This window comes from Paenibacillus sp. FSL H8-0282 (assembly GCF_037963825.1).
Lineage (GTDB): Bacteria > Bacillota > Bacilli > Paenibacillales > Paenibacillaceae > Paenibacillus_AQ > Paenibacillus_AQ odorifer.
In genome coordinates this window covers 5,355,145-5,381,080 of record NZ_CP150146.1, presented here as the reverse complement: position 1 = coordinate 5,381,080, position 25,936 = coordinate 5,355,145, and the positions used below count along the sequence as shown (strand labels likewise).

The window sequence follows — 25,936 nt, the reverse complement described above, 5'->3', positions numbered from 1 at the left end:
TTATACGTTTAAGAAAGCCGCGTCAAATGCGACGCGGCTTTCGAAATCTTTAGGGTCATGTCATGTGTATTGAATCATCATGAGATTACTTGCTATTGGTAAGGAGGGCCTCGTATGAATAAAGAACGATCACCGCAAAGCGAGACGGTTGCTTGGACAGGGATCATTAGCGATGTTACTTTGGCAGTAGCTAAGGGGAGTTTTGGCTATATTTCAGGGAGCAAGGCATTAATGGGGGATGCTTTGTATTCCGGAGCAGATGCAGCAGCTAAACTGGCGGATATTCTTCCGTGGCGCTCTGAGCAAGGGAGAAAGAGTAAGCAACGGATCGAAGAACGGCGGGGCACTAAGGAGCCGCTGCTGGCTATACTTTTTTCGGTATTTATTCTTATGGGGGGACTGCAGATCGCATTCTCTGCAATCCGCGACTTAACAGATGGAAAATCATCTACACACGGACAGCTGGCGTTTGTAACCGTCTTAGTATCTATTGTGTTTAAAGAAGCTGTTTTTCAATATCAATATCGCTACTTTAAAAAAATAGGTGATGGCAGTCATGCTGCATATGTTAATAGTCATCGTTTCAGCTTATATACATCTATCACAGTATTAGTCGGAATTTCGTTATCCATGGGTGGTACCTATTGGCATCCTCTATCTTATATGGATCCTATTGCCGCACTCTTAACCGGAGTTTTAATTCTTCGTAAAGGCTATTCACTCATTGCTAGCTCTATTAACACTAAAAATGCGCAGGAGCTTCCTTCGGAGGAAGCCGCTAATTTTATTGAAACAGTGCAACGTGTTCATGGCGTCATTCGCGTAGAACATTTGAAGGCACTTGAGCAAGGGAATTATGTGAATCTTCAAGTGAAAATCAGTGTAAATCCGCGGATTACGGTGATGGAAGCACAGGATATTTCGGAATGCGCTAGGAAGCTGCTGCAGCACCGGTTTGTTCATGTCGGTGAGGTGCATATGGACGTTGTTCCTTATGATCCCGGCTATCCGTACAAAAGCAATTATGAATTGCCGGATAATGATATTCCTACGTTGCTTCAGTAGTTTGCAAGGTGAGAGAAAGGTGAGTTCTATTGCTTTATTCAAAAACAAGATGGCAATCTCCGGCAGCCAATCCCGACACAGTTAGGGATATGGCCCGGAGCCTTTCTATTTCTCCACTCTTATCCTCACTATTAGTAAATAGAGGAATGAACACGCCTCATGAAGCTCTAAGCTTCATGGATGGCAGTGAGGAAGAACAGCATGATCCGTTCCTACTCAAAGGAATGGCTGAAGCGGTTCCTAGAATTAGAAAGGCTTTAAAAGATGAAGAACATATTCTTATTTATGGCGATTATGATGCCGACGGGGTGTCCAGCACAGCACTTATGATTCATCTGCTGCGCTATTTAGGCGCTTCCTTTGATATTTATATCCCACACCGCTCTAATGAGGGTTATGGGCTGCATAATCATGCCCTGGATTGGGCTTTACAGCAAGGTGTCTCCTTAATCATTACAGTAGATACTGGCATTAGCGCTTATCATCAGGTTGCTTACGCTAATGAACTGGGGATCGATGTGATCGTTACGGATCACCATGAACCTCCTGAGCTTTTGCCAGAAGCCTATACGCTTATTAATCCCAAGCTGCCAGACTGCCCTTATCCGTTCAAAGGATTAGCGGGTGTAGGTGTGGCTTATAAGCTTGCTCAGGCTATTCTAGGGGAAGAGACTCCCACAGAATGGGCAGAGATTGCAGCGATAGGAACGGTTGCGGATTTAATGCCGCTACTTGGCGAGAACCGTGAGATTGTTAGAAATGGCTTGGAAAGTATGCGGCATTCAAGTTTCCCGGGGGTTCGTGCCTTACTCGCTGTCAGCGGTGTGAACATGAGCACTGTGAGTGCGGTCAATATCGCTTTTGGCATGGCGCCGCGCATCAATGCCAGTGGTCGCTTGGATCATGCTGGACGGGCTGTGTCACTCCTCACTACCGAGCATGCGGCTGAGGCAGAGCAGCTAGCTGGAGAGCTTGACCTGCTTAACAAAGAACGCCAATTGGTGGTAGAAAGAATTGTTGTTGAGGCCACTGCCAAGCTGGAGCAGATGACACAGGGTGGCGAAATCCCAGACATCATTGTTCTTGCTGATCATGGCTGGAATGTAGGTGTGGTAGGTATAGTGGCTTCCAAACTACTGGAGCGTTATTATCGGCCTGTGATCATTCTGGATATACATCCAGAGACCGGAATGTGCAAAGGTTCTGCTCGCTCCATACCTGGACTTGATATCTACGCTGCACTTTCTTCTTGTTCTGATTTAATGGATCATTTTGGAGGTCATCCAGCCGCTGCGGGAATGAGCCTGCATCGGGATGGATTAGAAGTCTTTGCTGCAGCATTAAATGAATATGCGTCCGGGGTGTTAACGTCAGAGCATTTCGTTCCTGTTGCTTCCGCTGATGCAGAGGTGTCAATCTCGGATTTATCACTGCAGACCGCGCTAGAATTGGAAAGGCTTGCACCTTTCGGAATGTCTAATCCGTTGCCGAAGTTTATTATTCGTGGGGCTACCGTGAAAGAGACACGTACAATGGGTCAAGATGGAAAACACCTGAAGATTGTATTGCAGCAGGGGAAAAACAGCATTGAAGCCTTGGCGTTTGGTAAAGGCGCTTTATCCAGGCTGCTACCGGCGGGTACTACGATCAACGTGTTAGCTGAGCTGTCGATCAATGAATGGAATGGCTCACGCAAATCACAGCTGATGCTGCAGGATTTATCTGTGCAGGATGCCCAGTTATTCGATCTTCGTGGTGCTGCTGACGCCGTACGGCAAGCCGCACATATTAGAGAACTACTTCTTCCTTATAGTGGTGCGGGTCCGTATCGAGCTGCTGCAGTGTTTCAGAACGGACGTAGTACGCCTGCAAGTGAATTGATAGGAATGTCTTTATGGGTATATGATAAAGAAGCTGGCATTAGCGCTGCTGTTAAGGATGAGCCCCTTCAGGAGTCAGGGCATGTCTCTCTGTTATGCATACTGGATATGCCGGAGACTCCTGAACAACTGGATGCGCTGCTCCAAACCTTCCCTAATGCTGATAATATTGCGTTATTGCATTCTATCAAGGATGGCCGAGAACGACTTATTACTCCGACACGGGATCATTTCAAAATACTATATAAACTGTTGGCTTCGATCACCTCAGTTGCAACGCCTGAGAACGAAGTTTTGCTGCGGTTAAGCCGCCAGTCCTCGTTAAGTATCCGCATGCTTAACAACATGCTTGATGTGTTTGAGGAGCTTGATTTTATTAAAAGAAGTCAGGGAAGTGTGGCGTTTATTACTCAGCCAGTAGCTAAAAGTCTGACAGCTTCGAGTCATTTTGTCCGACTGGGACAGATGGCGGAGATGGAGCAATACTTCATGGAGGGCAGCCTGTCAGAGTTACAGGACTGGATGTTATCGCGTCGTTTAGGCGTATCATAATCCATGTGAATATGAGATGCTGAGCGTACCCAATGGTGTATAAAAATGCAACGCTCATATAACAAAGCGAATGCTTACGAAGCAAGTTTTGCCGATCTGAAATCAAAGCAGCTATGCTAACAAAACAAAGCGAATGCTTACGAAGCAAGTTTTGCCGATCTGAAATCAATGCAGCTATGCTAACAAAACTTATAGGAGATGATAAATTTGGATTTTAAAGATAGTATTCGTGTGATTCCTGATTTCCCTAAAGAAGGTATTAGTTTTAAAGATATCACCACATTGCTTAAAGACGGTGAGGCTTACCGCCAAGCGATTGACGCGTTGAAAGCTCTCGTAGCGCACTTGGAAATCGACGTTATCGCTGGACCAGAAGCACGTGGCTTCGTAGTTGGAGCACCTCTTGCTTATGCGATGGGAGTAGGTTTTGTGCCGATTCGTAAAAGCGGCAAGCTTCCATATGAGACTATAGAGGTAGGTTATGATCTTGAGTATGGCAAGGACACCCTTGCTGTTCATACAGATGCCATCAAGCCTGGTCAAAAAGTATTGATCGCTGATGATTTATTGGCTACTGGTGGAACCATTGCTACTTCGGTTAACCTTGTAGAACAGCTTGGCGGTAAAGTGGTAGGTGCTGCTTTTCTGATTGAACTGGTTGAGCTTGCTGGGCGTAATAAGCTTTCTGGAGTTGAAGTTCTTTCCTTGGTGAATTACGAGGATTAATCTTGTAAAGTTTGTCTTTTCCCGGGAAATAAACGGGGATTCGGCTCTCGAATTATGCTGAAAAGTGCAAAGATTAGCGCGTGACGCAAAGTGTGGAAGTTAAACATTAATTGGAAAATGCAAGATAATAACAGCAGCTGTCTGCCTTGTGGCGGAGAGTTGCTGTTTTGTATCTGAGTCAATAAAAAAAGCTGCCCAAGTCCATAAATGGATGTTGGAGCAGCTTTTTTAAAATTCTATTTTTTATAACCGATTAATGGGCAGTTTTATCACTTTCTCCGCCATCATTAGACAGTCCAAGCACTTCAATGAGTTTGAAGAACAATGCCAATACGATACCAACAATTGTAGCCAGCGCCATACCACTTAGTTTAACGTTGCCCATAGTAAGGGTTGTACCACTGATTCCGACAACGAGTACCAACGTAGCCATGATCATGTTCGTAGCCTTGGAAAAATCAACTTTTTGCTCAACGAAAATACGTAATCCGGAAGCCGCAATTACACCAAACAGCAACAGGGATACACCACCCATTACAGGGGTTGGAATATTAGCGATGACGGAGGAGAAAGTACCAGAGAATGAAAGCAGAATAGCAATCACCGCTGCGCCGCCGATTACATATACCGAATATACTTTAGTCAACGCCATAACCCCGATATTTTCACCGTAGGTTGTATTTGGAGTAGAACCGATAAAACCGGAGATAATTGTAGATATCCCGTTCCCCATCAGAGAGCGGTCAAGTCCAGGATCTTTTGCCAAGTCTCTGCCGACAATATTGCTTGTAACAAGTAAATGTCCAATATGCTCAACAATAACAACTAATGATACCGGGATAATAGTGAATATTACATTCCAATCAAATGAAGGAGTAACAATGGAAGGATGCGCTAAAAATTTTGCATTAGAGATAGCAGCGGTATCCACCATTTTCAAAATATATGCTAAACCATAACCAGTGACGATACCAATAAGGATGTGAATGATTTTTGGAAAACCGCGGAAGAGTACAGCTCCAATTACAGTTACACCAAGTGTCACCATAGAAAGTGCGATTGTTTTGCCATCTGGAGTCCAGTCTGCAACTGCAACGCCTTCAGGAGCAATAAGTCCTGCCATTCGTGCGGCAACAGGTACAAGTTCAAGTCCGATCGTAGCTACGATCGCTCCCATTACTGCTGGAGGGAAAACAACATCAATCCATTTGGTTCCTGCATAACGAATGATCAATGCCACGAGCACGAATATTATACCAGTGACGATAAAAGCACCCAAAGCAAGCGAGTATCCTTTCATGTGATCATTTGGGTAACGACTGAGTACTGACAATACCGGTGCAATAAAGGCAAAGCTGGAACCAAGGTACGCAGGGATTTTACCGCGACAGATCCAAATGTACAGCAATGTACCGATACCATTCATAAGCAAAATCATTCCAGGGTCGACCCCGAACAAGTTAGGCACTAGCACTGTACTGCCAAACATGGCAAACAAATGCTGGAGACTTAATAGAAAGCCTGGGCCCCATGGAAGTTTTTCGTTAACTTGAATTTCGCGTTGCAATGGAGTTCACTCCTCTTTCTTATCTGATATTAGGTTGTCCGGCGAAAATCCGCCTTTACTAGATTAAATAGAACTTGGCTTTTTTACAACAACATTTTCACAAGTGTTATTAATTTGTCCGAATTTAATTACTTTTACTTCTGGAATACCATGAGATGGCAAGTGTTGACGTAATCCTCCTTAAGCCTCATAATTATAGACAACTTTGAATAAGGGCGTAAGTAAGCTTGGACAAATGAAATGATTGGAACCTGCAGATTTTTGAACAGTTGCGGGTTCATTTTATTATAGAAAGGAATCGGATACGACGAGAATGGGCATTGAGCGATTAATTGATAAGGCTGGCGCCTATATAAAAGATAAAGATCTTCTCCGCATCCGGGAAGCTTATGAATTTGCCGATCAGGCTCATCACGGGCAGATCCGCAAGTCGGGGGAGCCATACATTCTGCATCCGCTGGCGGTGGCAGATATTGTCGTCAATATGCAAATGGATGTTATATCTATTGTTGCAGCGCTTTTGCATGATGTGGTGGAAGATACGACGGTCTCACTGGAACAAATCCGCGCTAAATTTGGCGATACCTGCGCAATGCTTGTTGACGGCTTAACGAAGCTGGAACGCATTCGCTTTCGCTCAAAGGAAGAGCAGCAGAACGAGAATTACCGCAAAATGTTTATTGCTATGGCCCAGGATATCCGGGTCATTGTCATTAAACTGGCGGACCGTCTGCATAATATGCGAACGTTAAAATACCAATCTGAAGAGAGCCAGCGCCGTATTTCTTATGAGACGTTGGAGATCTTCTGTCCTGTAGCTGACCGGCTGGGGATTTCCGCGATTAAGTGGGAGATGGAGGATATTGCGCTTCGTTACTTGAACCCGCAGCAGTATTACCGTATTGCTAATCTGGTGCATAAGAAGCGGGCTGAACGTGAGCAATTTATCGACAGCGTAATTGGCCGTATTCGTGCCAAGCTGGATGAAATGGGCATTGAAGGTGATCTTTCCGGCCGCCCGAAGCATATTTACAGTGTTTATAACAAAATGAGCACAAAAAACAAGCAGTTTAATGAAATTTATGACCTCCTGGCCATTCGTATCATTGTGGATAATATTAAGGACTGTTATGCAACCCTTGGAATTATTCATACCTTATGGAAGCCAATGCCGGGGCGTTTTAAAGATTATATAGCTATGCCAAAAGCCAATATGTATCAATCTCTGCATACTACTGTGGTAGGACCAGGCGGAGAGCCTACTGAGGTGCAAATTCGCACCTGGGAAATGCACCGCACGGCAGAATACGGGATAGCCGCACACTGGGCATACAAAGAAGGCAGCAGTAATAATGCTAATCCGGAGAATCGGATGCCTTTCTTTCGCGAAATATTGGAGCTGCAGCATGAAGCTAAGGATGCCGAAGAGTTCGTAAAATCACTAAAAATGGATTTTTTCTCAGACCTCGTGTTTGTATTTACTCCTAAAGGTGAGGTTATCGAGCTTCCTGTCGGTTCTGTGCCTCTTGACTTCGCGTTCCGCATTCATACAGAAGTGGGCAATCGTACGATTGGTTCCAAGGTGAACGGGCGGATCGTGCCGCTTGATCACAAGCTGAAGACGGGCGATATTGTTGAGATTTTGACGTCTAAGCATTCTTACGGACCTAGCCGTGACTGGCTCAAAATTGCACAATCCTCTCACGCAAGAAGCAAAATTAAACAATGGTTCAAAAAAGAAAAACGTGAGGAAAATGTCGAAAAAGGTCGCGAAGCGATTGAACGTGAGCTGAAGCGCCTGAATGTCGAAGTTTCCGAGTGGATTTCTGATGAAAAACTGTTGGAAGCTGCGAAAAAATTTGCTTTTAATGATGTAGAGGATATGTTGTCTGCCGTTGGTTTTGGTGGGATTACCGCTTCGCAGATTGCCTCCCGTTTGACGGAGAAGCTGCGCAAGGAGCAGGAAGAAGCTGCTAACCACTTGGAGCTTACTTCAGAGATGAAGGAGATCAAGTCTTCCGGCGAAAGAAGAAATCAACCCACCAATGGCGTTAGTGTAAAAGGAATTGAAAACTTACTTGTTCGTTTTGCACGATGTTGCAACCCGGTTCCGGGTGACGACATTGTAGGTTATGTTACACGGGGCCGGGGCGTATCTGTACACCGCCAGGATTGTCCTAATATTCCGGGTGAAGGTGACGGAGAAGAAGCAGCTAGAGTGATTGAAGTGGAATGGGAAGGCACGATGGAAGCAAACTATAGTGTGGATATTGAGATTACAGGCCATGACCGCAATGGACTGCTCAATGAAGTACTGCAGGCTGTGTCCGAGAGCAAAACGAACATTTCAGCGGTCACTGGGCGCTCTGACAAGAATAAGATGGCAATGATTCATATGACCATCCTTATTCGTAATACGGAGCATCTACAATCCGTTGTAGATAAAGTGAAACGAGTCAAGGATGTATATACAGTGAATCGGATCATGCAATAAGGCAAGGAGCGAAGTAGTGCGATGAGAGTTGTAGTACAGCGTTGTAAGGACGCCAAAGTAACCGTGGATGAGACAGTGACCGGAGCGATTGGCAATGGCCTGATGCTGCTTGTCGGCGTTACCCATGAAGATACAGAGAAGGATGCCAAATATTTAGCGGATAAAATAGCTGGACTGCGTATTTTTGAAGATGATGCTGGCAAAATGAACTATAGTGTCACGGATACTAACGGAGCTATTCTTTCAGTGTCCCAGTTTACTTTATACGGAGATTGCCGTAAGGGAAGACGGCCGAATTTCATGGGAGCTGCAGCTCCTGCGGAGGCCGAGCGTCTTTATGATTACTTTAATCAAGAGCTTAGAGCTGGAGGTCTTCAGGTGGAGACGGGCATATTTGGAGCGATGATGGATGTGTCGCTGACCAATTGGGGCCCAGTTACTCTCATTCTGGATAGCCGCAGCTAACGAAATAGAGGATGTCGAAGATTGCTTCTGGCCGGAGCTAACTTTCGACATCTTTTTTTTATGCGGATAGAGCTTCTTTGGGCTGGATAAACTAAATGCAGGCAGATATCACGCATAAGGCAGGGAGTTTAAGAATGAGACAATCACAGAAGGCATGGGTATGGAGAAGTATCCCGGCACTACCGACTGGGAGTCCTATGGAAGCCTGTGCATTAGCCAAAAAGCTAGACGGCGAGACCGAACCACTAGTGATGAAAGGAAGAAGCCGCAATCTCTTGCCGCGTACCTGAAGCGGGTGGAAAATGCGGCTTTTTCGGTGTTGTGAAGGAAGCCTTTTTTCCGATTAAAGGTTAGAAAGCATCCTCATAAGGGTAATAGACCACAAGAAAGAATAATTAGAACATCATTAATTGCTAAAGACAGAGAGGAGAAACTATTACATGAGTAACGTTGCTTTCTTACTGGCTAATGATTTTGAAGATTCTGAAATGAAGGTTCCTTATGATGAAATTATAAAGGCAGGACATCAAGCTGACATTATTGGTTTGAAAAAAGGGGAGACCTTGCTAGGTAAAAAGAAAGAAGTCTCCTACGCAGCAGACAAGGCGATCGCCGATGTTCAAGCAAGTGATTATGACGCGATTGTAATCCCGGGTGGTTCTTCCCCCGAGAATTTACGGCAAAATGCCGATGTTTTGAAGTTTGTAAAAGAAGCAAATGAAGCAGGCAAGCCTATCGCCTCTATTTGCCACGGACCGCAAATTCTGATCAGTGCAGACTTGCTTAAGGGACGCACCATTACCTCTTATCCTCCGCTGAAGGATGATGTTGTGAATGCCGGCGCGGAGTTTAAGGATGAGGAAGTAGTGGTTGATCGCAATTACATTACTTCGCGTACACCAAAAGATGAGCCTGCATTTGTTCGTGAAATATTGAAGGTCCTGAAATAAATAAGCAATATTTAAATTAGAGTCTTATAATCCAAGGAGGTAATGGCAATGAGCAGAAAAATCCAAGCGTATTTCAGAACTGAAAATGAAGCAGAAGGCGCAAAAACAGCATTGATTAGCTATAAGGTGGATGGCTTGGAGGTTTGGCCACTCACAGACCCTATCGGCAATGATCGTAATATTCTGTTTCCAATCATTCCACTGGATAGTGCATCTGTAGTCGCAGGCACAACTGGAACGCTTGGAACGGCTAGTACACCTGCAGCTGGAGCTATGCTGGTTCCTGGCATTGCCGCTTCCGACACTCGGGCTGACCCTGAAACACATTATAGTGTGAATGAAGATCAGGTTAGTGCGAACGTGGCAGAAGGAGATCTCGAAGATGGGGATTTAAGTGAACTTCGTTATGTGATGGAGCTAAGTATAGCAGAAGAGAATTATAATGAAGTTGTGGAAATCCTCCGGGGTAAAGGGGCTTATGTTGAACAATTCGAATAGTATTCTATTAAAAATAAACCGCTTTCATGGAATGTAATATAATCGTAATATTACGTACATGATTCCTTAATATAGCGTGTTTATAATAAAGGCATGACCCCCTTTTTAATAATATATGATGATGGACCTGCAGCATTCGGCTGCAGGTCATTTTTTTATTACAATATAATTGCTGAATAAAAAACTCGGAAGCTGTCAAAATTTATACTAGGCATCCTTTTTACTACCTTGACTTTAATGCAGTAGTTCAGTAGAATGTTAACAATATACGATTTTATCATATGGTTTTGATGACGGGACCAAGTAATTCGAGAACCCACAACTCCAGAGAAGAATCCCTTGTCGATTCGGATGACATCTACTTAAGTGGATGATGAACCGGTATCGCTTGGCTGCAAGGATTCTGTTGATGAGCGAATGAATGACCTCCCCGAGAACGTACGGCGAAAGTGGGCAATGTTGATTGCCGCGATCAGTAGCCGTTTACGCGTAGGCGGGCGTTAACCGCTTTGAGCGGCTTCAGTATATTTTTACTGATCCGGAATGTGGGTGGTACCACGTGGTGTATTATTGGTTATGATAATCCCTCGTCCCTGTTTTTTTATAAAACAGGGCGAGGGATTTTTTGCTTTTTCTGCAATAGAAACAGATGAAGAGAACAGCTTTAGAGGGGTTATTTTTTAGGAGGGATAGACTGTGGCTAAAGAAAGATTCGAGAAACCAACAGGAACGCAGGACGTGCTTCCGGGTGCTGTGGAGAAATGGCAGTATATTGAGGGGAAGGCCAGAGATTTATGCCGCCGTTTTAACTACCGGGAAATTCGCACACCTATGTTTGAGCACACAGGGTTATTCGAACGTGGAGTAGGCGAAACAACGGATATCGTGGAAGGTGAAATGTATACGTTCAAGGACAAAGGCGACCGTGATTTGGCTCTTCGTCCAGAAGGAACGGCTGGTGTCGTGCGGGCTTACGTTCAGAACAAGCTATACGGTGAACCTGATGTAAGCAAGCTGTATTATATCGGACCTATGTTCCGTTATGAGCGTCCGCAGGCCGGAAGATATCGCCAGTTCCATCAGTTTGGGATTGAGGCGTTTGGGGCCGTGGATCCGGCTATTGATGCAGAAGTAATCTCTATGGGCTATCAATTCTATAAGGATCTAGGTCTTAAGGATGTAAGAGTGGAGCTTAATTCCGTGGGTAATGCACCAAGCCGTGCGGCTTACCGGGAGAAGCTGCTGGGATTCCTTAGACCGATGAAGGATAACCTCTGCAGTGACTGTCAGCGTCGAATCGAGCGTAATCCGCTTCGTGTGCTGGATTGCAAGGTGGATCAGGATAAATTTACAGATGCGCCTTCCATTTTGGACAGTTTGGATGATGAATGCATAACTCATTTTGAGAAGGTTAAGATGCATCTCGACATCATGGGTGTGGAGTTCACGATTAATCCTCGTCTTGTACGTGGTTTGGATTATTACACGCATACTGCGTTTGAATATAAAGCAGCTGGCATTGGCTCTATTGATACCGTAGGCGGCGGAGGCCGTTACAACGGTTTGGTTGAAGAAATCGGTGGACCGGATCAACCGGGTATTGGTTTTGGGATCGGGCTGGAGCGTATTCTTCTTATTCTGGAAGATCAGAAGGTAGAGCTGGAGACTGCGAAGCCACTGGATGTGTATTTTGTAGCTCTTGGCGAAGAGGCTGACATTGAAATCTCCAAGCAGCTATACTTTCTGCGTAGCCAAGGGTTCTCGGCAGAACGCGACTACCTCGGCCGGAAGATGAAGGCGCAGATGAAGTCAGCTGACCGTATGTCGGCACGTTATACTGCGATTCTTGGCGAAGACGAGCTGAAGAATGGTGTAATTGCGCTGAAGTCGATGAGCACAGGGGAACAGCAGACTGTGAAGCTCGAAGAGCTGGCTCAGGCGTTGGTATAGAAGAAGACTTTTTAAGTAGAAATGTATTTTTAAATAAAAAGGGGAATGGTGAATTATGCAAAGAAGTCATAACTGTGGGCAATTAACACCAGAACATATTGGACAAACGGTAACCTTGAACGGATGGGTCCAGACCCGCCGCGACCTTGGGGGCGTACTTTTTATTGACCTGCGTGACAGAAGCGGTATTGTGCAAGTTGTATTCAACCCGGACTACTCCGGCGAAGCACTGCAAATTGCGGATAAGGTTCGCAGTGAGTATGTTTTGGCTGTCAAAGGAAAAGTGGTTAAACGTGATGAAGAAACCATTAACCGCAATCTGCCAACAGGTGAGATTGAAGTTCAAATTACAGACATCGAAGTGCTGAACGCTGCTAAGACTCCTCCATTCTTCATCGAAGATGGAGTGGAAGTAGACGAATCTCTTCGCCTAAAATATCGTTACCTGGATCTGCGTCGTCCAGAAATGCAAAAAACGCTGTTGCTACGCTCGAAAGCTTCTAAGATTTTCCGCGATTTCCTTGACAGTGAAGGATTTATTGACGTAGAGACGCCAATCCTAACTAAGAGCTCACCGGAAGGTGCTCGTGATTATTTGGTGCCAAGCCGTGTGCATGAAGGCGAATTTTTCGCATTGCCACAATCTCCACAAATCTACAAGCAGCTATTGATGGTGGGTGGCGTTGAACGCTATTATCAAATTGCTCGTTGTTTCCGTGATGAAGATTTGCGTGCTGACCGTCAGCCGGAATTTACACAAGTGGACATCGAGACTTCATTCCTGTCTCAGGATGAGCTGCTTGGCATGATGGAGAACCTGATGCAACGTCTGTTTAAAGAAACTGTAGGAGCGGATATTCAGCTTCCATTCCAACGTTTGACTTATGCTGAGGCTATGGGCAAATACGGTTCAGACAAACCTGACCTGCGTTTTGGATTAGAGCTTGTAGAAATGAACGATATTGTTGCCACAAGTGGCGTAAAGGTATTCGCTTCCGTGATCGAAAAAGGCGGAGAAGTGAAATGTCTAAATGCTAAAGGCTGTGGGACTTGGACTCGTAAAGAAATCGATGATCTCGGACCTTATGCTGCGCGTTATGGAGCGAAAGGTTTGGCTTGGATTCAAGTGAAAGACGGCGAGTTCAAAGGGCCGATTGTCAAATTCTTCACTGAAGAAGAAATTGCCGCTGTGAAGGAGCGTACAGGCGCTGAAGAAGGCGACCTACTGTTGTTCTCCGCTGATACCAAAAAGGTTGTAGCGGACGTTCTAGGTGCCCTTCGTGTCAAAATCGGACGTCAGCTGGGTCTGATCGACGATAACGTGTTCAAGTTCGCTTGGGTGACTGACTTCCCATTGCTTGGTTATGATGAAGATCAGAAACGTTATGTAGCAGAACACCATCCGTTCACTCGTCCACGTGAAGAGGATCTTCATCTGTTCGACACAGATCCAGGTGCAATTCGTGCACAAGCCTACGATATCGTTCTGAACGGTTATGAAGTAGGCGGCGGCTCCATGCGGATTTACAAACGTGAAGTACAGGAAAAAATGTTCCAAGCTCTCGGCTTCTCAGATGAGGTTGCTTACGAGAAATTTGGTTACCTGATGGATGCGTTCGAATATGGTACACCTCCACATGGTGGTATTGCCTTCGGTTTAGATCGTCTAATTATGCTGCTGGCGGGTCGTACAAATCTACGCGAAACCATCGCATTCCCGAAAACGGCAAGTGCAACGGACCTGCTTATGGATGCACCTGCACCAGTAGACGGTTCACAATTGGAGCAACTGCATATTAAGCTGGCTCTTAAACCAAAGAAAGAAAAAGAAAAAGAATAATTAAATAAAGCGGGCGAGGCAGATTTCTGCTTCGCCATAGCTTTTGAAGGAGGCTGACCTCATGCTGCATCAGTTCTCACGTACGGAACTGGCGATCGGACCGGAAGGTCTGGAGATTATGAAGAACAGCACAGTAGCGGTACTTGGTATCGGCGGTGTTGGCGGTATGGCTGTTGAGGCATTGGCTCGTAGCGGGATCGGCAGACTGATTCTGATTGATAAGGATTCCGTCGACATTACCAATGTGAATCGGCAGATCCACGCACTTACTACAACGGTTGGGCAAAAGAAGGCCGAACTGATGGTAGACCGTGTGAAGCTGATTAATCCGGAATGTGAAGCGATTGCGCTGAACATGTTCTATACGGAAGAAACCTATGAGGAACTGTTCAAGCTGAAACCGGATTATGTGATTGATGCCTCGGATACGATTATCTACAAGGTCCATCTGATTAAAGAATGTCTGGCACGTGGAATTCCTATGATCTCAAGCATGGGCGCTGCCAACAAAATGGATCCTACAAGATTCCAGGTAGCGGACATTTCCAAAACAACGTATGATCCGATTGCCCGGGTCATTCGCCAGAAGCTGCGTAAGGATGGGATTAAGAAAGGCGTGAAGGTGGTTTTCTCTACGGAGCCGCCAATGAAGCCACGTCAGGATGTTACGGACAAGATTGTTCCGGAGAATGCGCCGGATCGACGTAAAGCGAAACAACCGCCAGCCAGCAATTCATTTGTTCCACCGGTAGCCGGCCTAATTATGGTCAGCGTTGCCGTGCGTGACTTGCTTGAGGCTGGAGGCGTCAGCTTGTAAGTGAATCGCTGAGCTGAGGCTGTTTCAATTATAGTTATAGGATTAGAGTAATGGACAAAAGGGCGAGTAGCTGGAATCCGGCTGCGTACGCCCTTTTGTTGTCGTTAAACAGGCGGGTTCTGCAAGAAGCAGGCCACAAATAGGCATAATAGCTGAACCGGGATGAACGGCTGATTATTAGATTTATAATCCGGGTAATATCCGCCTGCGGAACTTAATATCAGTGGAGGTTTTTGTACATGAAATCGAATTTTTGGCGAAATAGTGTGGGGCTTGCGCCTGAGAATGACTGGAAACGGGAATGGGCTGCAGGGATTCTCTCCTATTTTGCTTCAGTTTATATTGTTATGGTGAATGCGACGATTCTCCATGACGCGGGGATGCCGCTTAGACCGGCAATGGTGGCTACACTGTTGACCGCAATTACCGGCTGTCTGCTGATGGCTTTTGGCGGGAAGACGCCTATCATCGTGGTTCCCGGGATGGGGATTAACGCATTTTTCACTTATACGCTTGTTCATTCCATGAAACTGGACTGGAGAGAGGCGCTTACTGTAGTCGTTATAACAGGTGTGTTATTCGCTATCGTGGCCTTTACATCACTTTATCGTATTCTTAGTGAGGCAATTCCCCAAAACCTGCAGCATGCCATTACAGTCGGTATAGGGCTGTTTCTGACCTTTATAGGGCTGCAAAAGAGTGGGATAGTGATTGCCCATCAGACTACTTTTGTTGCCATAGGACATTTTAGTGATCCTGCAGTTATTACATCCTGTGTGACTTTATTGCTGGCTTTAGTGTTATTTATCCGGGGAACTAACGGAGGCCTGCTGATAAGTATGCTGGTTGGTACAGGACTAGCCTATCTGCTGGGAGCTGCACATGCACCGGAAAAACAGGCCTCAGGGCATGTATTCTCAGGTTATGGCGGCCTATTTTTCGGAATGGACTGGAGCGGCATTGTGAGCCTGGTGTTCTGGATTGCTGTATTCCTGTTATTGTTAATCGTTGTATTTGAAAATATCGGTCTTGTAGCCTCGCAGACGATGATGGCAGGCCGTCCAGAACGCTTCAAAAGCAGCCTGCGTGCGCTCTCGCTTGCTAATATCGCCGCGGGTCTTTTCGGAAGCAGTCCGGTCGTGGCCGCTGCAGAATCTAATGCAGGAATAGCTGCGGGCGGGCGTTCGGGTCTCACCTCGCTGGTAACAGGGCTTCTATTCGGGGCGACCTTCTTATTCCTACCGCTGTTATCCTATATTCCCGATAGTGCGATCGCACCGATCCTGATTGTGATTGGCGGGCTAATGGTACAGAATGTGCGTGAGATGGACTTAAGTGATTTGACCGAGCTGTTCCCGTCTTTTCTAATCATGGTTATGATTCCATTCACCTATAGCATCGTGGACGGTATGGCTTTTGGTTTTATTACCTACCCAATTGTGAAGCTGGCGCTGGGCAAAGGGAAGGAAGTGCCACCTGCGTTGTATGGAATTGCTGGTTTGTTTGTGGCTAACTTTATTTTGCAGGCTGTGCTATAGAGCGGCATCCAGTTTCTTTGATTGCGAGGGACCTGTTGCACACTAATCAGCTCTATTAGCCAGCGTTGAAATTAAAGAGGTAAATGCCGTTGTGCCGCTGATTGGAGCCAAATGTGCGTAGACGTCGAAAAGAAAGGGATAAATACCGTTGACTGGAGCTAAATGCGTGTAGACGACGAAATCTAAGGGATAAATACCGATGAATGGGGCTAAATGTGCGTAGACGTAGAAAACAAAGGTATAAATACCGTTGATTGGGGCTAAATGCGCGTAGACGACGAAAACAAAGGTATAAATACCGTTGATTGGGGCTAAATGCGTGGAAGCGCCGAAAACAGAGAGATAAATACCGTTGATTGGAGCTAAATGCGCGTAGACGACGAAAACAAAGGTATAAAAACCGTAGATGGAAGCTAAATGTGCCTGGACGTCGAAACCAAAGGCAAAAATGCCTCTGATTGGAGCCAAAAGTGTGCGAACGCCGAAACCAAAGGCAAAAATGCCTCTGATCGGAGCTAAATGCGTGTGAACGCCGAAACCAAAAGCAAAAAAGCCTCTGATCGGAGCTAAATGCGTGCGAACGCCGAAACCAAAGGCAAAATGACGTTGATTCGAGCCGAACGTGTGCGAACGCCGAAATCAAAGGCAAAAATGCCTCTGATCGGAGCTAAATGTGTGCGAACGCTGAAACCAAAGGCAAAAAAGCCTTTGGTTTGTCCCGAACATTCGGCGCTTGTGCATGCTAAGGTGCACCAAAGTGCTTTAGGTTGGAGAACAACTTATAAGTTTAGTCAAATCATTTGAAAGATTTGGTATTTAAGTGCTGATTGTGCTACAATGGGTATCCTTTTGCGTGAGAAATGGGCGTAGGAGCATGAAAATTTAAGCTCGATAAACTTTTAGGAGGTAACTGAAATTGGAAGACAACTTTCAAAGTGCCTATCAAGAGGAAGAAGACAGGCTGAATCAAGCGCTTACTGAAATTGACACTTTGCTGGAGAAGCTCCAGCAGACACCAGTGTACACGGGACATGACTATACGGAACAGGTGCTGGAAGCGAACCGTGATCAGGAGCGCAAAGATCTTGCTAAGCTTAGGCAGGAGCCTTATTTCGGACGGCTTGATTTTCAAGGCAATGATGAGAATGAACGGAAGGCACTCTATATAGGCAAAATCGGCGTAGACCGCGAGCAGGTAAGCGACCGTCCGCTAGTCATCGACTGGCGCGCACCGGTAGCAAGCCTGTTTTATTCGTTTACCGGCGGTACGGAGCCAGCCTCCTATGAAGCTCCTGAGGGATTAATAGAGGGGCTGGTATACCTCAAACGCAACGTGGTGATTCGGAAGCAAATTCTGGAGCGGGTCGCGGATACGTACAATCGGGAAAGCGATGCACCGATTGTATCAGATGAGTTTCTCGTCTATCGACTTGGGGAGAACAAGGATAATCGTCTACGGGATATCGTATCGACCATTCAAGAGGAGCAGGACAAGATTATCCGTGCTGCCAAAAATACAGCGCTAATCATTCAGGGCGTGGCAGGAAGCGGTAAAACAACCGTTGCACTGCACAGGCTTGCTTTTCTGCTGTATCAATACAAGGATCAGGTTTCTGCGGAAAAAATGATCATTTTTGCACCAAACCGGATGTTTTTGGATTACATCTCGGATGTATTGCCTGAGCTCGGGGTAGGTAATATTGCTCAAAGTACATTTCCGGATTGGGCGGCTAATGTACTAGGACTGGAATTGCCGGAACAGGATGCGACAGAGACGATGAACCGCTGGTTCGAAACCCCTGGCGGCATGCCGGTAATTACAGAAGAGACGCCGGGGCGCTTCAAGGGTTCCACGGTGCTGATGGGAATCATAGAGTCCAGCATCAAGCTATTGGAAAGCAGCTCTGTACCTGAGGGTGATTTTAGCCCGTGGGAGGGTGCGGTGCTACGCCGTTCTATGATTTTGCGCTGGCATAATGAGGAGTATGCTCCCTATCCTCCAGCCAAGCGCAAGGAACGGGTAATGGCGCGGATTCATCGCTGGATTGAGATGGAACTGAAGAAGAGTCCTTCAGCTGCTGCTATGAAGGATCGCAAGAAAAAAGGCGCGCAGCGAGAGAAGGCTTATAGTGCCAAATGGCCTAAATATGATCCATTAACGATCTATAAGCAAATTTTCCGAGCAGCTAAACTTCCTGAGGATTGGCCGGTTGAACCGCCAGAGGAAATTCCGGCAGCTGTGTTGAAGGAAACGGCAAAAGAGCTGAAAAAAGGCATCATACGTGAAGAGGATTTACCTCCGCTGCTGTATATCCATTATCTTTTGAATGGTGATGAGGGCGTTACTCGCTTTGACCATGTAGTAATCGATGAGGCTCAGGATTTTTCACCTTTCCAAATTGCCGTTCTGGATTTATATGTGCGAGGCCATTCCTTTACGATCCTGGGTGATCTCTCGCAGGGCATACATGCCTATAAAGGCGTACACGCGTGGGAAGAGATGCAGACGTTGTTTGCCCCTGAGAACACGGCTTATCACGCGCTGACACGCAGCTATCGTTCTACTATGGAAATTATAGACTTCGCTAATGGAATTCTATCTTCAGGTGTGGAGAGCTCATTGCTGGCTGTTCCTGTGTTTCGTAGTGGAGATCCCGTGCGTATGATCGCCTATGGCGAGGATGCCGGGGAACTGGTGGCTGATGAGCAAGCTCGCTTGCGGACAATAACCTCTGCACTGAAGTCTCTGTCAGGAAGGGAATACCGTACGGTGGCTGTCCTAACAAGAAATCTTCATGAGGCTGCAGAACTATATGCGGAGCTGGCACAGCATTTTGAAGATATTCATCTGATTGATGGCAGTATGACGCAATATCAGGGCGGGTTATCGGTGCTGCCTGTCTATTTATCAAAAGGTTTGGAGTTCGATGCGGTGATCTTAGCAGATGCCGATCAAGACCATTATGGAGCGACGGCTTGGGACGCGAAGCTGATGTATGTCGGCTGTACACGTGCTCTCCATGAGCTGTGGCTGCTCCATAATGGGGAAGTTCCTTCCTATGTGCAAACGGCGGCTGGAAGCGATTCTGAGGGAGAATAAGACTGGTGGAGAATGGTTATAACTGTTCTTGGTCTTGTAACTCCCCCATAGGTATGGCTTAATAATAAGTGTCCGGCCGGGCAAGAACACTTCTGGAAGGAGGCTGATTGAAATGATTTCAGTATACGAGGTGGTTTCCGTTTAAGACGGAAACCTGCTTAAAGCGAGGAGGCCTTACGGCCTCCTTATTACTAACATAAGAAGTACCACACTTATCCATAAGAACGAAATTTATGAAATCGAATGTAGACGCTACCAAAAGGTTTTTATATAATGAAATTACGGATTTTTCCAAATATGAGGAGAAGAAAGGAGGCAGGTGACGTGATTATAACTAAAAACTTAGTTGACCGACGCATAGGGACACACCTGTTGAAGGAGGAAATGCAAGTTGAGTTATGTAAATGGGAAGGATGTGCTCCCCCCTGGCTTGCTCGAAGAGCTTCAGGGATACATCCAAGGTGAACTGCTCTACATCCCAAAGAAGACGGAAGAGCGGGTTCGATGGGGCGAGAACAGCGGTTCGAGGAAAGAAATAGCGAACCGGAACAAGGAAATTTTCAGTTGTCATCGAAGCGGTGATTCCGTAGCGGAACTTCAGAAGAAGTACCATCTATCGGAAGAAAGCATTCGTAAAATCATATCAAAAATGCGGCTGGCAGTAAATTGCTAGCTTGCAATTCAAGCATAAACGCCTCTGGTGTCCTTAGAAGGACGGTAAGCGTTATGCGAGAAATCATAAGGATAAAGTGTAGTGTGAAACCTATACTTTCTTATATTTTGAAAAAAGAGCATGGCTCCCGCCTTTCTAAGACGAGATCATGCTCTTTTTATTTTGGCGTAAAATAAGTCTATGCTGATACTGTTACCTTGAACCGGCAGGACATCCTAATCCTTCCCTGTGATATGGTATGATAGAGAGGGATTTACATTGAGCTTTTACAAGAATATAGCAAGGAAGTGGAGTTATGGATTTATTTTCTTTCGGAGAGGACACCGGGGGCGGACGGCTGCTTGCGGACCGGATGAGACCGGAGAATCTTGATGAATATATTGGTCAAGAGCATATCATAGGTCGGGGGAAGCTGCTGCGAAGAGCGATTGAGGCGGATCAAGTCTCTTCGATTTTGCTCTATGGCCCCCCGGGATGCGGCAAGACGACACTCGCGCATATTATTTCTCATCACACGCAAGGAGAGTTCGTACGTCTGAATGCGGTGGAAGCTACCGTGAAGGATGTACGGGAGGTTATTGAGCGAGCTCAGAACAATCAAACATTGTACGGCACTAAGACGATCCTGTTCCTGGACGAGGTGCATCGATTTAATAGCTCACGCCAGGATGCGCTTTTGCCAGCAGTAGAAAAAGGGACTATTACCTTCATTGGAGCGACTACAGAGAACCCGTTCCATTATGTTAATGGGGCGCTTATGAGCCGATCCACCTTATTTCAGCTGGAGGCATTAACGAGTGAACACAGCTTGATCGCGATGCGCAGAGCCTTGGCGGACAAAGAGAAAGGTCTTGGATTTATGGAGCTTCAGGTTGATGAGGAGGCTTTGTTGCATATTGCAACAATGGCTAATGGAGACATCCGGCGGGCACTAAATGCGCTGGAGCTTGCAGCCCTGACTACCGCGCCGCAAGTTGATGGAAGTGTTCATATCACGCTGGAGGTGGCGGAAGAATCCATTCGGCGCCCCATTGTGAAGGCTGATGAATCTACGCAGTATGATGTGCTATCCGCTTTTCATAAAAGTATTCGCGGTTCCAGCGACGCCGCGTTGTTTTGGTTTCTGTATGCGGTAGAAAAGCTTGGAATGGACCCTATGACTTTTATTCGGCGCCTGATTGCAGCCAGCAGTGAGGATATCGGCTTGGCTAATCCCCAAGCTATGGTTCAAGCGGTGAGTGCGCTGGATGCGTATCGAAACAATGGTTGGCCAGAGGCGAAGCTGAACATTGCCCAAGCTATTCTTTTTGCAGTGGAAAGTCCGAAGTCTAATGCTGTGGTTATGGCTATTTCCAATGCAATGGCAAGTATGGATGAGATCAAATCAGCGGAGGTACCGCTGCATCTGCGTGATACGCACTATAAAGGTGCAACTGCGTTAGGGCATGAAGGATATCAATATCCGCACAATTTTCCGGGGCATTATGTGAAGCAAGAGTATTTACCTAAGGAGATTTCTCAGCGTGTTTTTTATCAAGCTACTGAGCAAGGAAATGAGATTAAGATTCGTCATAATCAAAAGCTTCGGCGGGAGCAGTAAGCAGCTAGCGACTATAATACCTTCCAATTTCATGCTGGAAAGCCAAAGATTTTAACTTTCAGTCGAACTAAATAATTCCCAAAAAAAGGCGGCCTAGAGCCGTTTTTTTGTTGCCTACGTTACTTTTAATCACATCGATTGAAAATTTTTTATAGGAAAAGATTGATAATTTACCATAAGTTAATTAAAATGAACTACAAAGTTACGAGATGTTCATTTTTATTTCCGATTGAACTACTGGTAGTATTCTTAACAGTGTTAATTATCATCACATTGGTTATTTCAAAATGTTTCATGAAAATCAACACTATTTATATCAAAATTTACATAATATTTTCATTGTGTTAATTTTGAAATCCTTGTCGTTAGGGTGATGAATATGGGCGAAGAACTACTAGAAATCAAAAATTTGTCGACATCGTTCAGAATTGCAGACGACTATTATGCTGCGGTTGATGATGTTACCCTGTCTGTTCGCAAAAATGAAATTCTGGCTATCGTTGGAGAATCTGGTTCAGGAAAAAGTGCGCTCGCCTTTTCCATTATGGGGCTGCATACCAGAGCCAGAATTGACGGACAAATCAAATACAAGGGCCAGGACATCGTTACTATGTCTCCTGCTGCACTAAACAAGCTGCGCGGGCAAGAAATGTCTATGATTTTTCAAGATCCTTTATCCGCTTTAAACCCGCTAATGATCATCGGTTCACAGATTGAAGAAGTACTTATCCTACATGATTCCAAGCTTTCTAAGAAACAGCGAAAAGAGAAGGTCATTGATCTTTTGACCAAGGTTGGAATTTCCCGTCCCGAGCATACATATCAGCAGTACCCCCACGAATTATCCGGTGGCATGAGGCAGCGGGTGGTTATCGCCATTGCGATAGCCAATGGACCCAAGCTTTTGATCGCCGACGAGCCTACCACAGCACTAGATGTGACTATCCAATTACAAATCCTTGAACTTATTAAAAAATTAAAAAACGATATGGAAGCAGGCATTATCTTAATCACTCATGACTTAGGGGTTGTAAGCGAAATGGCTGACCGTGTTGCGGTGATGTATGCCGGACAAATCGTCGAAATCGCAGATATTTTTACGTTGACGTCTAATCCGAAACATCCATATACGAGATCCTTATTAAACTCCATTCCAACGGCAAAAGAAGAAAAATCCAGGTTGCATGTGATTCAGGGGATTGTTCCACCACTGCAAAACCTTCCGCGTAAGGGCTGCCGTTTCTCGGCACGGACACCTTGGATTCCTGAATCGGAGCATGAGGAGAACCCACAGCTGCATGAAGTCGCACCCGGACATTTCGTTCGCTGCACCTGTTATAACAATTTCCATTTCCCTGATACTAACGAGGAGGCAATCCACAATGGGACTTCTTGAGGTTAAAAATTTAGCAGTACATTTTCCGATCCACGGCGGTGTTTTTCGAAGGGAAGTTGGCGTAGTTAAGGCTGTCGATAATGTTAATTTTACCATTGAAGCTGGGCAAACCTATGGTCTGGTTGGTGAATCTGGTTCCGGAAAGACGACAACGGGTCGCGCGATTATAGGTCTTAATTCTATTACTAGCGGCAGCGTGATTTTTGAAGGGCAAGATTTGGCCTTGAGGGGTGTACGAAAGCAAAGAAATGTCCGCAAAGACATTCAGATGATCTTTCAGGATCCGTACTCTTCCTTAAATCCTAAGAAGCGTGTACTCGATATTATTGCAGAACCGTTGCGTAATTTCGAAAAAATGTCTCCAGGGGAAGAAAAACGCCGGGTGCAGGAATTGCTTTTACAAGTAGGCTTAAGTCCTGAGAACATCCTGAAATATCCGCATGAATTTTCTGGCGGCCAGCGGCAGCGGATCGGAATTGCCAGAGCAATTGCACTCAAGCCAAAACTTATTATTGCTGACGAGCCGGTATCTGCGCTAGATGTCTCAGTACAGGCACAGGTGCTTAACTTCATGCAGGACATTCAAAAAGAGCTGAATCTTACTTTTCTATTTATCAGTCATGATCTCGGGATCATCAGGCATATGTGCGATCACATAGGGATTATGTATAAAGGACGACATGTGGAGCAAGGGACTGCTAAAGATATTTTTGACAATCCTCAGCATATTTATACCAAACGACTCATTGCCGCCATTCCTGATATTGATCCGAAACAGAGAGAAAAGCAGACGGAATTCAGAAAATCAGTAAGCAAGGAATATGAACAAGCGCACCGGAATTATTTTGATGAAGAAGGCATGGCTTATCCATTAAAATCAATTTCCGAGACTCATCTGGTAGCCTTGCCTGAGAAAGGTTGAGAATATGTGGAAGATTATCGTTCGTAGAATTCTTATAATGATCCCTCAAGTAGTTCTATTAAGTATTCTTGTTTTTCTTATGGCGAAGGCGATGCCTGGTGACGCACTCTCAGGAATGCTCGATCCGAATATTGATCCGGCGGCCATTGATGCGATGAGAGAAAAGCTCGGTCTAAATGATCCATGGTACATCCAGTACTGGGATTGGATCACTAAAGCGATACAAGGGGATTTCGGCCAGTCCTTCCGTTTCAAAATGCCGGTCTCAGAGCTAATCGGACAACGCCTGATGAATACCCTTTGGCTGGCGATTGTTACGCTGATTCTTACATACCTTATTGCTATCCCGCTTGGTATTACCAGCGGACGTTATAACGATTCGTGGCTGGATCGCTTGATAACTGGCTATACCTATATTGGATTTGCTGCACCGTTGTTTATTTTTGCACTTTTAATGGTATGGGTTTTCGGATTTCATTTTCATTGGTTTCCTACCAGCGGCAGTGTCAGTCCCGGGGAAGTTCCAGGTACACTAAGTCACTTCTGGAGTAAATTCTATCATCTGCTTCTGCCTGCGCTATCTATGGCGCTAATTGCAACGGTTGGGACCGTACAATATCTGAGAAATGAGATCATTGATACGAAGCAAAAAGATTTCATTCTCACTGCTAGAGCTAAAGGGGCTTCGGAGTCACGCGTATACAATCGTCATATTTTGAGAAACTCCTTGCTGCCGATCGCTGCATTTTTTGGATATGAGATCACTGGGTTAATCGGTGGTACGGTGTTCGTTGAAACGATTTTCAGCTATCCAGGAATGGGTTTGCTGTTTCTAAGTTCGATAACGATTCGGGATTTCAGCGTGGTAACAGCCCTCGTTCTTCTGTATGGGGTTGCTTCCATCGTCGGTGCGTTGTTATCAGACATTATTTTAAGTATCGTAGATCCTCGTATCCGGATTAAATAAGAAGATGAACACTTTGGGGTGAATGAAATGGCAAAGACGAGCGCAGAGATAGCTCTGCTGCAGGAAACTGATAAAAGTCCATCGGGCTTCAAAATTGTTTGGCGGGAGATGGTGCGGGATAAGCTGGCACTGGTCTCGTTGATTTTCCTATTTACGATTATTGCTGCTGTATATGGGATCTCCTTATTTTTAGATCAGAAAGAAATTGTCACGGTTGACTTGTTCGCCCTATATGAGAAGCCTTCGGCTGTGCATTGGCTGGGGACTGATTATGGAGGACGGGATGTATTCGGTCAATTAATTATAGGAACACGAAATTCCATGTCTATTGCCTTTATGGTTACATTTTTTACGGGAATTATCGGTATTCTGGTAGGTTTAGTCTCAGGTTACTTTGGGGGAACGGTAGATAATGTCGCGATGCGTATTGTGGATTTCTTCATGATTCTACCTTTTCTAATGATTGTTATAGCTTTTGTCAGCGCAGTTCCTAAATACAATACGTTGACCTTCTCCTTTATCATGACAGCATTTCTTTGGATGGGGATTGCCAGGCTAATTCGTTCCAAGACATTACAAGAGAAGGAATTGGATTATGTTCAGGCATCTAAGACCCTAGGCTCCTCCAATCTAAAAATTATGTTTACGCAAGTTCTGCCGAACTTAAGCTCAATCATTATCGTAACAATGACCTTGAATCTGGCAGCTAATATTGGATTGGAATCAGGCCTATCCTTTCTAGGTTTTGGTTTTCCAGAAAGTACACCCAGTCTGGGTACTCTAGTAAGCTATGCGAGAAATCCGCAGACTCTTGAGTTCAGATGGTGGATCTGGTTACCCGCATCATTGCTGATCCTGGTATTGATGTTGAGTATAAATAATGTGGGTCAAGCGCTAAAACGTGCGACCGACGCAAGACAAAGAAAAGGATAATAA

22 protein-coding genes are annotated in these 25,936 nt (G+C 45.5%); 20 read left to right on the top strand and 2 right to left on the bottom strand.

From position 1 onward, the window contains the following. Positions 1–114 precede the first annotated feature (114 nt). From NST94_RS23335 to NST94_RS23325, 3 genes are all read left to right on the top strand, one after another. Positions 115–1,065 (top strand): cation diffusion facilitator family transporter, encoded by a 951-nt coding sequence (locus NST94_RS23335; RefSeq protein WP_036677651.1) that lies wholly within the window; start codon positions 115–117, stop codon positions 1,063–1,065. Between the two features lie 29 nt (positions 1,066–1,094). Further along, a complete protein-coding gene (gene recJ, locus NST94_RS23330) occupies positions 1,095–3,497 on the top strand; it encodes a single-stranded-DNA-specific exonuclease RecJ (RefSeq protein ID WP_339281335.1) in 2,403 nt (800 codons plus the stop codon). 207 nt (positions 3,498–3,704) lie between these two features. Further along, a complete protein-coding gene (locus NST94_RS23325) occupies positions 3,705–4,223 on the top strand; it encodes an adenine phosphoribosyltransferase (RefSeq protein ID WP_036677647.1) in 519 nt (172 codons plus the stop codon). Between the two features lie 253 nt (positions 4,224–4,476). On the opposite strand, the gene uraA is transcribed toward NST94_RS23325, so the two are convergent. Continuing rightward, positions 4,477–5,790, bottom strand: coding sequence for a uracil permease (gene uraA / locus NST94_RS23320; protein WP_038572987.1), 1,314 nt, complete (start codon positions 5,788–5,790; stop codon positions 4,477–4,479). Positions 5,791–6,103: 313 nt separating this feature from the next. Between uraA and NST94_RS23315 the strand changes: the two genes are divergently transcribed. The 10 genes from NST94_RS23315 (at position 6,104) to NST94_RS23270 (ending at position 16,342) form a co-directional block, all read left to right on the top strand. After that, entirely contained in the window at positions 6,104–8,284 is a 2,181-nt protein-coding gene (locus NST94_RS23315; protein ID WP_339281334.1) for a bifunctional (p)ppGpp synthetase/guanosine-3',5'-bis(diphosphate) 3'-pyrophosphohydrolase, read from the top strand. 21 nt (positions 8,285–8,305) lie between these two features. Next, a complete protein-coding gene (gene dtd / locus NST94_RS23310; RefSeq protein WP_036677641.1) occupies positions 8,306–8,749 on the top strand; it encodes a D-aminoacyl-tRNA deacylase in 444 nt (147 codons plus the stop codon). 134 nt (positions 8,750–8,883) lie between these two features. Next, entirely contained in the window at positions 8,884–9,039 is a 156-nt protein-coding gene (locus NST94_RS23305) for a hypothetical protein (protein WP_175617366.1), read from the top strand. Between the two features lie 150 nt (positions 9,040–9,189). Then, positions 9,190–9,699: a type 1 glutamine amidotransferase domain-containing protein gene (locus NST94_RS23300; RefSeq protein ID WP_339281333.1), complete on the top strand. Its 510-nt coding sequence runs from the start codon at positions 9,190–9,192 to the stop codon at positions 9,697–9,699. A gap of 48 nt (positions 9,700–9,747) precedes the next feature. Continuing rightward, positions 9,748–10,197 (top strand): hypothetical protein, encoded by a 450-nt coding sequence (locus tag NST94_RS23295; protein ID WP_036677637.1) that lies wholly within the window; start codon positions 9,748–9,750, stop codon positions 10,195–10,197. A 366-nt stretch (positions 10,198–10,563) separates the two neighbouring features. After that, complete coding sequence (locus NST94_RS23290; RefSeq protein ID WP_175617365.1) at positions 10,564–10,701, top strand: hypothetical protein; 138 nt, start codon at positions 10,564–10,566, stop codon at positions 10,699–10,701. Between the two features lie 192 nt (positions 10,702–10,893). Further along, complete coding sequence (gene hisS / locus NST94_RS23285; protein WP_036677635.1) at positions 10,894–12,147, top strand: histidine--tRNA ligase; 1,254 nt, start codon at positions 10,894–10,896, stop codon at positions 12,145–12,147. Positions 12,148–12,202: 55 nt separating this feature from the next. Then, positions 12,203–13,987, top strand: coding sequence for an aspartate--tRNA ligase (aspS, locus tag NST94_RS23280; RefSeq protein ID WP_076193219.1), 1,785 nt, complete (start codon positions 12,203–12,205; stop codon positions 13,985–13,987). Between the two features lie 61 nt (positions 13,988–14,048). Further along, positions 14,049–14,804: a tRNA threonylcarbamoyladenosine dehydratase gene (locus NST94_RS23275; RefSeq protein WP_076130395.1), complete on the top strand. Its 756-nt coding sequence runs from the start codon at positions 14,049–14,051 to the stop codon at positions 14,802–14,804. A gap of 239 nt (positions 14,805–15,043) precedes the next feature. Beyond that, positions 15,044–16,342 carry an NCS2 family permease gene (locus NST94_RS23270; protein WP_036677630.1) on the top strand — a complete coding sequence of 433 codons (1,299 nt, stop codon included), beginning with the start codon at positions 15,044–15,046 and terminating at the stop codon, positions 16,340–16,342. A 42-nt stretch (positions 16,343–16,384) separates the two neighbouring features. Here the strand turns inward: NST94_RS23270 and NST94_RS23265 are convergent, their stop codons facing one another. Further along, on the bottom strand, positions 16,385–16,810 hold the full coding sequence (locus NST94_RS23265) for a hypothetical protein (RefSeq protein ID WP_076303074.1): 426 nt from the start codon (positions 16,808–16,810) through the stop codon (positions 16,385–16,387). A gap of 448 nt (positions 16,811–17,258) precedes the next feature. On the opposite strand from NST94_RS23265, the gene NST94_RS23260 reads away from it, so the two are divergent. The 7 genes from NST94_RS23260 (at position 17,259) to NST94_RS23230 (ending at position 25,933) form a co-directional block, all read left to right on the top strand. Next, the gene (locus NST94_RS23260) at positions 17,259–19,442 is read left to right on the top strand and encodes a UvrD-helicase domain-containing protein (protein WP_339281332.1); all 2,184 of its coding nucleotides are present in this window, start codon (positions 17,259–17,261) and stop codon (positions 19,440–19,442) included. 391 nt (positions 19,443–19,833) lie between these two features. Next, complete coding sequence (locus tag NST94_RS23255; RefSeq protein WP_076129667.1) at positions 19,834–20,115, top strand: CD3324 family protein; 282 nt, start codon at positions 19,834–19,836, stop codon at positions 20,113–20,115. Between the two features lie 295 nt (positions 20,116–20,410). After that, entirely contained in the window at positions 20,411–21,715 is a 1,305-nt protein-coding gene (locus tag NST94_RS23250) for a replication-associated recombination protein A (protein ID WP_076129668.1), read from the top strand. A gap of 379 nt (positions 21,716–22,094) precedes the next feature. Beyond that, positions 22,095–23,111, top strand: coding sequence for an ABC transporter ATP-binding protein (locus NST94_RS23245; protein ID WP_076129669.1), 1,017 nt, complete (start codon positions 22,095–22,097; stop codon positions 23,109–23,111). Further along, on the top strand, positions 23,098–24,033 hold the full coding sequence (locus NST94_RS23240; protein WP_036677615.1) for an ATP-binding cassette domain-containing protein: 936 nt from the start codon (positions 23,098–23,100) through the stop codon (positions 24,031–24,033). Before NST94_RS23245 ends, NST94_RS23240 begins: the two co-directional genes overlap by 14 nt. Before the next feature lie 4 nt (positions 24,034–24,037). Next, the gene (gene opp4B, locus NST94_RS23235) at positions 24,038–25,000 is read left to right on the top strand and encodes an oligopeptide ABC transporter permease (RefSeq protein WP_036677612.1); all 963 of its coding nucleotides are present in this window, start codon (positions 24,038–24,040) and stop codon (positions 24,998–25,000) included. Between the two features lie 27 nt (positions 25,001–25,027). After that, positions 25,028–25,933: an ABC transporter permease gene (locus NST94_RS23230; protein WP_076129671.1), complete on the top strand. Its 906-nt coding sequence runs from the start codon at positions 25,028–25,030 to the stop codon at positions 25,931–25,933. Positions 25,934–25,936: the final 3 nt, after the last annotated feature.

Bases quoted from the DNA above. Each gene is read 5' to 3' on its own strand.
- NST94_RS23295 (WP_036677637.1), top strand. From the start codon at position 9,748: ATGAGCAGAAAAATCCAAGCGTATTTCAGAACTGAAAATGAAGCAGAA.
- NST94_RS23230 (WP_076129671.1), top strand. From the start codon at position 25,028: ATGGCAAAGACGAGCGCAGAGATAGCTCTGCTGCAGGAAACTGATAAA.
- NST94_RS23275 (WP_076130395.1), top strand. From the start codon at position 14,049: ATGCTGCATCAGTTCTCACGTACGGAACTGGCGATCGGACCGGAAGGT.
- NST94_RS23240 (WP_036677615.1), top strand. From the start codon at position 23,098: ATGGGACTTCTTGAGGTTAAAAATTTAGCAGTACATTTTCCGATCCAC.
- NST94_RS23300 (WP_339281333.1), top strand. From the start codon at position 9,190: ATGAGTAACGTTGCTTTCTTACTGGCTAATGATTTTGAAGATTCTGAA.
- NST94_RS23305 (WP_175617366.1), top strand. From the start codon at position 8,884: ATGAGACAATCACAGAAGGCATGGGTATGGAGAAGTATCCCGGCACTA.
- dtd (WP_036677641.1), top strand. From the start codon at position 8,306: ATGAGAGTTGTAGTACAGCGTTGTAAGGACGCCAAAGTAACCGTGGAT.
- NST94_RS23335 (WP_036677651.1), top strand. From the start codon at position 115: ATGAATAAAGAACGATCACCGCAAAGCGAGACGGTTGCTTGGACAGGG.
- aspS (WP_076193219.1), top strand. From the start codon at position 12,203: ATGCAAAGAAGTCATAACTGTGGGCAATTAACACCAGAACATATTGGA.
- NST94_RS23270 (WP_036677630.1), top strand. From the start codon at position 15,044: ATGAAATCGAATTTTTGGCGAAATAGTGTGGGGCTTGCGCCTGAGAAT.
- opp4B (WP_036677612.1), top strand. From the start codon at position 24,038: ATGTGGAAGATTATCGTTCGTAGAATTCTTATAATGATCCCTCAAGTA.
- NST94_RS23315 (WP_339281334.1), top strand. From the start codon at position 6,104: ATGGGCATTGAGCGATTAATTGATAAGGCTGGCGCCTATATAAAAGAT.
- NST94_RS23245 (WP_076129669.1), top strand. From the start codon at position 22,095: ATGGGCGAAGAACTACTAGAAATCAAAAATTTGTCGACATCGTTCAGA.
- NST94_RS23250 (WP_076129668.1), top strand. From the start codon at position 20,411: ATGGATTTATTTTCTTTCGGAGAGGACACCGGGGGCGGACGGCTGCTT.